The 12,208-nt window shown below is 29.7% G+C and carries 11 protein-coding genes; 2 read left to right on the top strand and 9 right to left on the bottom strand.

Going from position 1 to position 12,208, the window contains the following annotated elements:
- The 3 genes from RH99_RS15805 to ytaF form a co-directional block, all read right to left on the bottom strand.
- A partial coding sequence (locus RH99_RS15805) for a hypothetical protein (protein ID WP_010240487.1) occupies nucleotides 1-365 on the bottom strand: 365 nt, incomplete at its 3' end.
- Nucleotides 366-391: 26 nt separating this feature from the next.
- Nucleotides 392-1,132, bottom strand: a complete 741-nt coding sequence (locus tag RH99_RS15800; protein WP_010240485.1) for a LytR/AlgR family response regulator transcription factor — start codon at nucleotides 1,130-1,132, stop codon at nucleotides 392-394.
- A 246-nt stretch (nucleotides 1,133-1,378) separates the two neighbouring features.
- On the bottom strand, nucleotides 1,379-2,032 hold the full coding sequence (gene ytaF, locus RH99_RS15795) for a sporulation membrane protein YtaF (protein WP_010240483.1): 654 nt from the start codon (nucleotides 2,030-2,032) through the stop codon (nucleotides 1,379-1,381).
- A gap of 202 nt (nucleotides 2,033-2,234) precedes the next feature.
- Here ytaF and RH99_RS15790 point away from each other — a divergent pair, with 202 nt between their 5' ends.
- On the top strand, nucleotides 2,235-2,528 hold the full coding sequence (locus RH99_RS15790; protein ID WP_206771405.1) for a kinetochore Spc7 family protein: 294 nt from the start codon (nucleotides 2,235-2,237) through the stop codon (nucleotides 2,526-2,528).
- 204 nt (nucleotides 2,529-2,732) lie between these two features.
- Here the strand turns inward: RH99_RS15790 and metH are convergent, their stop codons facing one another.
- On the bottom strand, nucleotides 2,733-6,380 hold the full coding sequence (gene metH / locus RH99_RS15785; protein WP_010240479.1) for a methionine synthase: 3,648 nt from the start codon (nucleotides 6,378-6,380) through the stop codon (nucleotides 2,733-2,735).
- Nucleotides 6,381-6,953: 573 nt separating this feature from the next.
- Here metH and RH99_RS15780 point away from each other — a divergent pair.
- The gene (locus tag RH99_RS15780; RefSeq protein ID WP_010240476.1) at nucleotides 6,954-7,592 is read left to right on the top strand and encodes a histidine phosphatase family protein; all 639 of its coding nucleotides are present in this window, start codon (nucleotides 6,954-6,956) and stop codon (nucleotides 7,590-7,592) included.
- A gap of 53 nt (nucleotides 7,593-7,645) precedes the next feature.
- On the opposite strand, the gene RH99_RS15775 is transcribed toward RH99_RS15780, so the two are convergent.
- From RH99_RS15775 to RH99_RS15755, 5 genes are all read right to left on the bottom strand, one after another.
- Entirely contained in the window at nucleotides 7,646-9,337 is a 1,692-nt protein-coding gene (locus RH99_RS15775; RefSeq protein WP_010240474.1) for an NAD-dependent malic enzyme, read from the bottom strand.
- Between the two features lie 282 nt (nucleotides 9,338-9,619).
- Entirely contained in the window at nucleotides 9,620-10,168 is a 549-nt protein-coding gene (yfcE, locus tag RH99_RS15770) for a phosphodiesterase (protein WP_010240472.1), read from the bottom strand.
- Between the two features lie 199 nt (nucleotides 10,169-10,367).
- Nucleotides 10,368-11,057, bottom strand: a complete 690-nt coding sequence (locus RH99_RS15765; protein WP_010240470.1) for a hypothetical protein — start codon at nucleotides 11,055-11,057, stop codon at nucleotides 10,368-10,370.
- A 393-nt stretch (nucleotides 11,058-11,450) separates the two neighbouring features.
- The gene (locus tag RH99_RS15760) at nucleotides 11,451-11,654 is read right to left on the bottom strand and encodes a hypothetical protein (protein ID WP_010240468.1); all 204 of its coding nucleotides are present in this window, start codon (nucleotides 11,652-11,654) and stop codon (nucleotides 11,451-11,453) included.
- Between the two features lie 12 nt (nucleotides 11,655-11,666).
- Nucleotides 11,667-11,864 (bottom strand): DUF1858 domain-containing protein, encoded by a 198-nt coding sequence (locus tag RH99_RS15755; protein WP_373854738.1) that lies wholly within the window; start codon nucleotides 11,862-11,864, stop codon nucleotides 11,667-11,669.
- Nucleotides 11,865-12,208: the final 344 nt, after the last annotated feature.

Raw genomic sequence — 12,208 nt, 5'->3', positions numbered from 1 at the left:
GATATATTAGTAATAAAATCACTATAAAAATTGTTATATTGAGACTTATATATATAATTTTGTACAAAAAATATACACATTAGTTGTATAATCATAATAATAGTAACTAACATTGCAAATTCAAAAATTGTATTAATTAACTTCTTGCCATATATAAATTTAACTGAAAGTATTGTAATCAAAAATCCTACAGCAGTATTAATGTCCATCAAGTCAATACATGTTATTATTATTGAATTTATAAAAATTATAATTAAATTTTTTACTAAACTACTTTTTTCTCTAAAGAAAAACTTAGACCATAAAAACATGATAATAAGTACTTCAATAAGTATGTTACTAAAGCTTTTGATAAATTCAATCATTCTTCTCCTCCTTAGTTTGAATAAATTCATCCTTTTTCTAATTTTTCCAAAACATCATTTCTAAATCTGTACCCTAAAAGGGCTATCTTATCACAATCTTCAAAACAAATCTCACTTGACCTAGAATCTACTTTATTAATGCTGCTTATATATTTAATATTTACTAAAAAAGATTTATGACTTTGCATTATATAATTACAGTTTATAAGTTGCAAAATCTTCTTTAAAGATATTTTCCTTAAGGTATAGCTATCTCTTATAGTGTGCACTATGCATGTCCTCATAATACTTTCAATAAAAATTATTTCATCAATATAAAATTTCATATTAACTCCACTTTTTAAGTCAAGAAATATAAATTTTCTTTCATCTTCTTTAACAGAATTATTACTATTTTGAGAATGCAAACTAAATTTTTTAACCATATTTATAATTTGATCTTTATTATATGGCTTAACAATATAATCATAACAATGTACCTGTTTGAAAGCTTTGGTTAAATACTCTACATGAGTAGTTAAAAAGACTACCCATGTAAACTCATATTTAGGCATTTTTCTAAGTTCAAGAGCAAGATCTAATCCTGAAGAATTTTTTAAAGAAATGTCTATAAAAAATAAGTCTATATGTACATCTTTTGAAATTTCTAATGATTTATTTTTATCTTCAGCTTCATATATATTAAATTTATTATCTATCATGTGTAACATTTTCCTTAAATTTTCACATTGTTTCATATCATCTTCTGCCAATAAAATATTTTTCATTAATAACACTTCCCTACTGATATAAGTATGTTATATACTAATAAATAATATTCTTTTAGAATTTTATCAATATGTTTTATATGTTAACATATTTTTTATAATATTTAAAATTCATTTTCTGTTAATCTGTCCATATATTTATTTAATAAAGAACACATAACATATAATAAATCTGAACTTAGTTTAAATAAAAAGCTTCAATTAAGTCCAGATTTATTATATTTATATTCTTAAGTATAAATCATCCTAAAAGAATATCTCATATATCCCAATAACTATAAGTATGAGACCAGCTATAGGTGTTGCCAGCTTTCCAAGCCAACGATGTACATATTCATGCCCAAGCTTAATACCTATCCATATTGCAAATAAACTTACAAGGAATGCAAATATAGAAGTTATTATTGGATTTATTCCTGCCATTCCAGCCCCAATGCCATTTGCCATATTGTTTACTGCTAAAGCAAATCCTAAAACCAAACTTTCCTTAATACTAATATAACCTGAGAAATCCCAGTCAGCTAAAAATGGATTTTCTAGTACTCTTGGAATTCTACCTAAAAATGAATAACTACTAAGACCTCTTCCAGATGATCCTTTGTTTTCACTTCCTGACGACTTATTCGTTGTCCTTTTTATTTCCCCTACACAAATCCAAATTCCAACTATTATTATAATCGCTGAACCTATATATCCAGCAATTTTAGGATTCAGAACATTTGATATTCCCTTTCCTATATACATTGATATCAGTGTTCCAAGACCTCCAATCAACGCTATAAGTATATTTGATACAAAGGGTATAAGTATATTTCTTGTTCCATAAGAAATACCAACACCTAAACTATCCGTATTACTAACCACTGCTATAAGTAAAATTACTATTAACCATAATCCCATAACCGTCCTCCGTCCTTCATATTACTCCTCCATAAGTTAATATATGATAAGGACAAATTCTTGGTTACTTACAGTATTTCTTTAATTAGATTGTCTTCTATAAATTTCCAATAAAATATTAAAAATAATAGTTTGAAAATAGGAGTTAGTAATATATAATAGAATAGCGGAGGTGATTCATAAATTGGATAAATATGAGCAGTTGTTACAGACATTAGTTACTGAAATCAGCAGTATTAAAGAGGATATATCCGAATTAAAATCAGGTCAACAAAGACTTGAGGAAAACCAAAATAATTTGCAAACTGACATGAATGAAGTTAAATCAGACATAAAAGAATTGAAGACTATAGTGTCCGACTTAGAACCCAAAAATGCCAACCGTCATTTAGAAATTGAACAGGACTTAACAGAAATAAAAAGTAACTTAAAAAAATTAGAAGTTGTAACAGGTTTAAATTGCGTAGATATTACATATTTAAAGTCTGTAAAATAGTTAAGAAGGGGAATTCCCCTTCTTTTTTTCTATATAAAAGCTTAATTTAGTTTGATGGAAATTTCGTTAAGAGACCTTTATTGTCTGAACGCAGTGAGTTTAAAAGGTCTTAGGAATTTTTATCTTCCTTTGAAATAATGCTCATAGGCGTGCTATGTGAATTATAGATATCCTAAATTCACATAGCACGCCTGCTTTTGAGCACTATTTATAAATCAATATTGTATTTAATACTCTCTCTATTTCTTTGTAATCTTTATTATTGCGCTTTGCATAATCATCAACTTGATCTTTGCCTATCTTATTTATGTCAAAATACTTAACATCCTTGCTTCCAAAATAGAGCCCGCAAGTACTGGATACAGGATTCATCATGTAACTATCAGTTAAACTTATTCCTATTTCTCCTTCTGGATCTAAAATATCAAAAAGCTTTGTCTTCTCTCCATGATCTCTTAACGATGGATATCCAAAAGCAGGTCTTATTCCTCTATATTTACCCTTAAGTATATCTGACATTTCTATATTTTCATTTGGTGAATAACGCCAGTAGTTCTTTCTTACTTCCAGATGTAGATATTCTGAAAAGGCTTCAGCTAATCTATCTGCTAGAATTTTAACCATTGCTGCTTCATATTCATCGCCATTTTTCTTTAACTCATTTGCATATTCTGCCGCCCCAATACCAGCTGTTACAATAAATCCACCTATATAATCCTTTATTCCACTATCCTTAGGAGCTACATAATCAGAAAGACTTCTATATACATTATCTCTAGAAACCTCCTGCTGTCTAAGCATATTAAAGGTTTCAACTTTATCTTCATAATACATTTCAATATTATCCCCTACTGAATTTGCAGGTAATATTCCAAAAACAGCATTGGCAGTAAGTATATTTTTATCTTCTAAAATATCTAACATGGTATTTGCATCCTTATAAAGCTTTTTTGCTTCCTCTCCATATTTAGGATCACTCATGATTTTAGGATAAACCATCCCCATATCCCAAGCAATAAAGAAGAAAGTCCAATCTATATACTTTCTAAGTTCTTTAATTGGAAAGTTCATTATCTTTTTAATTCCAACGAATTTTGGTTTATCAATAGAAGTATTTTTCCAATTAAGTTTTAGTGATTTTTCTCTGGCTTCTTCTATGGATACAAACTTTCTTTCTATAGTAGAGTAGTTTTCTCTTATTTTCTTATACTCTTCTTTTATTTCTTTTAAGTACTCATCTTTTTTATCTGGATCAACTAATTTCTTTGCTGCTTCCACTGCCTTAGAAGCATCGGTAGTGTGCACTACACCCTTTGAATATTTTGGTTCAATTTTTAATGCTGTATGAGTTTTAGATGTAGTTGCTCCACCTACCATTAAAGGTATATTAAAGCCCTCTTTCTCCATTTCTTCTGCTACATTTCCCATTTCCTCAAGAGAAGGAGTTATAAGTCCACTTAATGCTATTATATCCGCTTTTTCCTTCTTAGCAGTTTCTAAAATAACCTCTGCAGGTACCATTACGCCAAGATCAATAACTTCAAAATTATTACAGGAAAGAACTACGGATACTATGTTTTTACCTATGTCATGTACATCACCTTTAACTGTGGCAAAAACCACTTTTCCAGCACTAGTACTGTCTCCTTCTTTCTTTTCTTTTTCAATGTATGGTAATAAAAAGCTTACTGCTTTTTTCATAACTCTGGCACTTTTAACTACCTGTGGAAGGAACATCTTTCCCTCACCAAATAATTTTCCAACTACCTTCATTCCATCCATTAATGGTCCTTCTATTACCTCTAAAGCTCTGTCACACTGAACTCTACATTCTTCTACGTCCTGTTCTATATATTCAACTATGCCCTTTATTAAAGCATGGGTTAATCGTTCTCTGCAGTCATTATCTCTCCATGAATGCTTATTTTCATTTTCTTTTCCACCCTCAGCTTTATAACTCTCAGCAAATTCTAAAAGTTCCTCTGCTGCTTCTGGCTTTTTATTTAATACTACAGCTTCTACTTTTTCTAATAAGCCCTTGTCAATTTCATCATATATTTGAATCATTCCTGGGTTTACAATTCCCATATCCATACCAGCTTTAATAGCATGATATAAAAATACAGAGTGCATAGCTTCTCTAATTACATTATTTCCTCTAAAGGAGAAGGATAAATTACTTACCCCACCGCTAATTTTAGCATAAGGTAGATTTTCCTTTATCCACTTTGCGGTATTTATATAGTCTACTGCATAATTGTCATGTTCTTCTATTCCCGTTGCTATGGCTAATATATTTGGATCAAAAATAATATTGCAAGGTAAAAATCCTACTTTATCTACTAATATATCATAGGCTCTTTTACATATGGAGATTCTCTTTTCATAGGTATCTGCCTGACCTTTTTCATCAAAGGCCATAACTACAGCCCCTGCACCATATTTCTTGATTAAGCTGGCCTGTCTTATAAACTCCTCTTCACCAACTTTAAGACTTATAGAGTTTACTACGGCCTTACCCTGTATTGCCTTAAGACCTGTTTCTAACACTTCAAATTTTGATGAATCTATCATTATAGGAACCTTTGATATTTCTGGTTCACTGGCAAGAAGCTTTAAAAATAAATCCATCTCTACCTTTGCATCTAAAAGTGCGTCATCAAAATTAACATCTATAATCTGTGCACCATTTTCAACCTGATTCTTAGCAACCGTAAGTGCTTCTTCATACTTTTTTTCCCTAATAAGTCTAGCAAATTTGGCAGAACCTGCTACATTAGTTCTTTCACCTACATTTACAAAATTATTATCTTTATTTATTCTTAAAGCTTCTAGGCCGCAGAATACCGTTTCCATTTCAATCTCTGGAATTTCTCTAGGCTTTATATCAGCTACAGCCTCACTTATAGCCTTAATATGATCTGGTGTAGTACCACAACATCCTCCTACAATATTAAGGTGTCCTCCACTGGCAAGTTCTTTTACAAATCCTGCTGTTTCCTGTGGATGCTCATCATATTCTCCTAGTGAATTAGGAAGTCCTGCATTAGGATAAAAGCTTATGTACTTATCTTGAGTCTTTGAAAGATACTTAACAAAAGGGATAAGATCTTTAGCTCCAAAAGAACAATTAAGCCCTATGATAAGCACATCTTCATCTTTCATAGTTTCTGCAAAAGCTTCAAGGGTCTGGCCAGATAAAATTCTACCACTTTTATCTGCAATGGTTCCAGATATCATAATAGGAAGTCTTACACCTTTTTCCTCAAACTTATTCTTTGCAGCAAATATGGCAGCTCTTGCATTTAATGCATCAAATATAGTTTCTATAATTATAAAATCTACTCCACCATCTATTAAAGCCCCTATTTGCTCACCATAGGCTTCTACTAATTCATCAAAACTTACATTTCTAAAACCTGGATTTTCTACATCTGGTGATAAGGATGCCGTTCTATTAGTAGGTCCTACAGAACCCGCAACAAAACGCGGCTTATCTGGATTGTCTTTAGTAAATTCATCCGCTACTTCTCTAGCAATTTTAGCGCCAATAAAATTTATATCATATATTTTATCTTCCATACCATAATCTTTTTGAGATATACGGCTTCCATTAAATGTATTGGTTTCAACTATATCCGCACCAGCCTGAAAATATTGTTTATGTATATCTCTAATAACCTCAGGATTGGTGAGATTTAATATATCATTATTTCCCTTCTGGTTTATATCACATTTAAGATTTCCTCTGTAATCTTTTTCTTCTAATTTAAAGCCTTGGATACAAGTACCCATAGCTCCATCAAGTATTAGGATTTTCTTCTTAAGTAAATCCTTAATCTGATAACTCATATACGATAAAGCCCCCTAACTTGTTAGTAAGTCATATGAAAATAAATAATAAGTTAAAGATACGACGTATATTTTGAATCATACAAGGAAACAGGTTCTGATGATAGTGGTGCTATCAGAGGGTTCTGTTAACGTAGTATAATTCATAATAGACTAGTACTGACTAGTTATTTATTTGAACATGCCTAATATAAAAAACTATAATATAAATAGCTTAAGCATATTATATGAATTTTGCAAGTAAAAAATTTGTTATTGTATGTATTTTAATAATATTTTTAGTTAATCTCTAAAATACATGCCAATAAATTTAACTATTGAATTGTTAAAGTTGACAATTTCATTATATGATTTACACTTATTATAATCAAATAAAAAACTTAAGGCATGTGAAAATAAATAACAAGTCAAAGATGCGACGTATATTTTGAATTATACGAGGAAACAGGTTCTGATGATAGTGGTGCTATCAGAAGGTTCTGTTAACGTAGTATAATTCATAATAGACTAGTATACTGACTAGTTATTTATTTGAATATGCCTAATACTACATTTTAATTACGGAGGTTATGGATGAGCACTTCAATACTACTAATAAGACATGGAGAAACTGAATGGAATGCCCTCGGTAAATTTCAGGGAAGCAAGGATATAGAATTATCAAATGCTGGAATATTACAGGCTACATTTCTAAAGAAAAAAACACAAGATAATTTTGACTCTATCTATTGTAGTCCATTAAAAAGAGCATTTAAAACTGCACAAATACTATGTGATGATACAAATTTAAAACCAGTGATTATTAATCAATTACGTGAAATAGACTTTGGAGAATGGGAAGGTCTAACTCTAAAAGAAATAAAGGCTAACTATCCAGAAAAGTTTAGAACCTGGACAACAGATGCAATGAACGCTCCACTTTGTGGTGGTGATCATACTTTAAGACTTGCAAGCATTAGAGCTAAAGATGCAGTTCTAAAAATTGCTAAAGAAAACAACAATAAAAAGGTATTAGTAGTTGCTCACGGCGGCATTATAAAAGCAGCTTTAATTGGAATTTTTAATTGGGATATGACCATGTATCATAAGATGTCTCTTGGTAATACTTCTATATGTAAATTATCTTTTAATGATGATTTAAAACCTTTGATAGTTACATTAAATGATACAAATCATCTTCCTGAAGATTATCATATTAAATCATTTGTTTAGTTCATAAACTACTATTAAGAAAAGGGTTATTTCACCCTTTTCTTTTAATATCACTAATCCAATGGAATTATATTATAGTACTCTGGATGCCAGGTTGCCTTTTCAACTGTTTTCCTTACATCTTTAATTTCTACGGTATTAATCTTTTCCTCCAAAGCTGCCTCTATGACTTTAGTAGCCACAGCCTGTGAAACCTGATGAAGCTTTTCTACTTCTGGTAAAAGAGGTGCACCCTTTTCACTTAAGTCTACAAATTCTGCTACAGCTTTTGATGATGCCTCCAGCATTTTTTCACTTACATAACGTGGTTTTGCTATCATTGCACCAAATCCAAGTCCAGGGAATAATAATGCATTATTTGCCTGACCTATTTTATATATTGTTCCCTTATATTCTACTGGTTCAAAAGGACTGCCTGTAACTACAAGTCCCTTTCCATCTGTCCATTCTATCAAATCCTTTGGCACTGCTTCGGAAAGACTTGTTGGATTTGATATAGGCATTATTGCAGGATTTTTTACACCCTTAGCCATTTCTCTTATTACTTCCTCTTTGAAAGCACCTGTAACTCCTGAACACCCTATAAGCATAGTAGGTTTTACTATTTTAACTACATCAAGCAATTCAACATTCTTATCTTTGAAATCAGCAAATTCACTACGTTTTCTAGCATATGGTTTTTGAAAATCTGTTAAAGTTTCCATATCTTCAATAAGAAGACCATATCTATCAATGCACCAGAATCTATTTTTAGCCTCTTCCTTTGACAATCCTTCTCTCTCCATAGCAGAAGAAATCTGGTTTGCAATTCCTATTCCTGCAGTTCCAGCACCAAAGATAACTATTTTCTGCTCCTTTAGTGGAGTATTTGAAGCTTTACTCATGGACATAACTGCTGAAACTATCATTGCTCCTGTACCTTGAATATCATCATTAAATGTAAGAATTTTATCCTTATATTTTTCTAATACCTTATGAGCATTTTCTCTTCCAAAATCCTCCCAGTGCACTAAAACTTTAGGAAACTTTTTTAAGGCACTCTTTACAAATTTATCTATAAAATCATAGTATTCCTTGTCTTGTATTCTCTCATGGCGATTTCCAAGATATAATTCACTGTCTAGAAGTTCCCTATTGTCAGTTCCAACATCTAAAACTACAGGCAATACTTTAGATGGATCCACGCCTGCAGCTGCAGTATAAACTGCCAGCTTTCCTACAGATATATCTACTCCATTAACTCCCCAATCACCAATACCAAGAATCCCCTGTGAATCCGTAATAACCATTACCTCTATGTCATCTTCTTTAAGATTAAGATTATCAAAAGCTTTATCCATATTTTCTTTATCATCTATAGATAGATATAGACTATCTAGTGGAGCTTTAAATTCTTCGCTATATTTTTTTACTCCTGTACCTATAGTAGGGGTATATATTATAGGTAGCATTTCCTTTATATGTGAAGTTACTACCTTATAAAAAAGTGTTCTATTTATATCATATAAATCCATTAAATATAAATGCTTTGAAAAATTATCTGGTTTAGATAGAAACTGTTTATAACATCTAACTTCTTGTTTTCCTATATCTTCAATTTGAGATGGCAATAGACCTATTAAACCTAATTCTTCTCTCTCTTCTTTTGAAAAAGCTGTTCCCTTATTTAAAATGGGGTTATTTAGTAATTCTCTTCCTCTTAATTTTGTATGTACTGTTTTTCTATCTGTTGAAATATTACTCATTAATTAGTTCACCTCATTATTTTCTTGTGTGGATATTACTCCACTTTATTATCTTTAAAATTAGTATTCATTATTATAATACATTATTTTTAGCGTTTTTCCTATAAATAGAGTTTTTATAACTTCTGAATATTAGAAATCTTTATATAGATATCTTCAACTGTTAATTCTAGTTTTTAAATTCTGAAATTTCACAGTATTTAATCGTCATATAATCTTAGGCACTTAGGCACATTCAAATAAATAACTAGTCAGTATGCTAGTCTATTTTCATATGCCTTATTAATTAAAACTTATTTTTTTTATAATGTTTTCTTCTAAATCCTTAATTAAAAAAATATCATTTTCCAGAATCCCATAAGAATTAGGATTATCTTCTTTTGGCATACTGATTGATCCTAGATTAATTACAAAAATATCATTTTGCTTTTCTGCTAAAGGCACATGGGTATGACCATAGATTATAGCATCTCCACTACTTAAATTAGGTAATTTGTTCTTATCATATACATGGCCATGAGTTAAAAATAATCTTCTTCCATTATATAGCACAATAGAATATGTAGCCATCATAGGATAATCCAGTACCATTTCATCTACTTCACTATCACAATTTCCACGTACTGCTATAATCTTATCTTTATATGTATTCAAAAGCTGAGCCACCTCTTTAGGATTGTACTCCTTTGGCAGCGGATTTCTTGGACCATGGTATAGTTCATCCCCTAGAATAATTATATAGTCAGCTTTTTCACTTTCGTATATTTCTAAAATCTTTTTTAGATAATATAGTGAACCATGTATATCTGAAATAAAAAATAGTTTACTCATTAAATATCACATCCTTAATATGTACTTTCATAGTCTTTATATTATGGCTAACTGCTGTAACACTCTTTTATTATTGAAAATTTAGAGGTACAGCAACACGTCACCATATATTCAATATATACTTACTATATATCTTACAACAATTTTCTAAAATATTCAGCTGATTTTTCATAACAAATAGAGTAATAGAAACTCAAAATCATCTAACCTTAACTACTAACATTTCATTTCCACCCTTTATAAATTCATAATTCACCTTTACTATATTAATTTGATAATTATTAAAAGCTTTATCCTCCATGAATTTTTCAACAAACGGAGACCTTTTACCCTTTAAATTAAAAATTGGAAATATTCTTATTTCCTTACTTGTTATTCTTATAATTTCATTAATGATTTGTTTGTGTAATTCATAACTCAAATGTTCATCATACAAAAACAAAAAGTGCGATATAAGTGATACCTCAAAATGATTTTCTTTAAACTCATTATTAGGAAATTCTGAACTTATATACCTTCCCCCTCTGTGCAATTGAAAGTCTTTTATAAATCCTTTATATGCTTTTTCACGATGTTTTTTTAATTGATCAACATTTTTGAAAAAATCCCATTTGTATAATTCCTTTATTGCTGGAATCTTATCCATAGTTTCATTTAAATCTTTAGCACACTTTTTTTCTATTTCCTCAGGACTAAATGTATAAACTCTATCTGCAGCAGTAACATTATATCCTTTTGCATTTGCTTCTGAACAAAAAGAACTTACTCCTGAGGCTACATCTAATATCTTTTCATTTTTATCTATACTTTTCAAATCAAACATTTTGTAATACTCTTCAAAAGTCCTTCCGATGAGAACAAAGTCCTTTAACTCTAATTTCTTATCCATTCTCTTTTACCTCCATGGAATTACTATTCGTTATTTTTTAGTCTTTTAATTTTTTTAAATTAGACCTATATTTTATAATATTAATCGTCTATATCTTATGTGTTTAACATAAGAATCACTTTCTAGATAAGTAATTTTATTTAATAATAAACAAGCAAAAAAGGCCATTTCATCCTAAAATGGGACGAAGTGACCGTGGTGCCACCCATACTTTTGTTCTATTGTTATATAAAGCTACTATTTCATGCTCTTACATTTAGCTAAATAGACTTAACCTATGAAAATCTACTAACATCAACTGACCTAAAGTAAAAGCTATAAAAACAAAAAACACTTCACCCCCGCAAGGGCAAGTTTTATTATTAATCAAATAAATCCCCATTGAAAAAGTATCTATTGCATTTCAATATCTTGCAAAACACATAAAGACTTTTCTAAATCATTATCACTAGTTATAAAAGAGGATAGGCTCAATATCCCTATTCCAAAAATAGTTATACTAGCATCTCTAGAAATTGATCCATGTACATATAAATATATACCTGCAAAAATACCCATAAATACCATAGTTAAAATAACCTCATATTTTTTTAACATTCCACATCACTCCTAATCAGATAAATTTAGTTGATAAAGCAATTCATCAAGATCAAATCCGTGAACCTCTGATGCCTTCTCTACGCTTTCAAACTTCGCAGAAAGACAATCATTACAATATAGTCCAAACTCCATTAAAATTTCAGTTTTTTCAGGATAATGTTTAAGAATTTTTCCTATAGTCATATCTTTTGTAATCATGTATACCATCCTTTCAACATTTAATACATCTATGCAATCATTTGAATTAAATAAAATACTTGTAATTGTAAGAACATGTAATCTAATGTTGACTACGTTTTATTTTGTAATACTATTTATTGTTAATTTATATATCTTTTTAAAATATTTTATATTCTAATTACTTCATATTTTAATAGAAATGATTTATTTTAATACATATATTAGTTATTTGGAATATTTTAATTTGTTTGGTTATGTTTCGCTTTATTTTATACAATTATATTTTGTATTCACATAAAAATCAAGTAGTTTTTATGAAAATTTAATTTTTTTATTATATTTTCTACTTATTTATCAATATTATTTGGATA

The organism is Clostridium arbusti SL206, from assembly GCF_000246895.1.
Classification (GTDB): domain Bacteria; phylum Bacillota; class Clostridia; order Clostridiales; family Clostridiaceae; genus Clostridium_I; species Clostridium_I arbusti.
The sequence above is the reverse complement of the archived record's forward strand: the minus strand, read 5'-3'. Positions and strand labels throughout refer to the sequence as shown.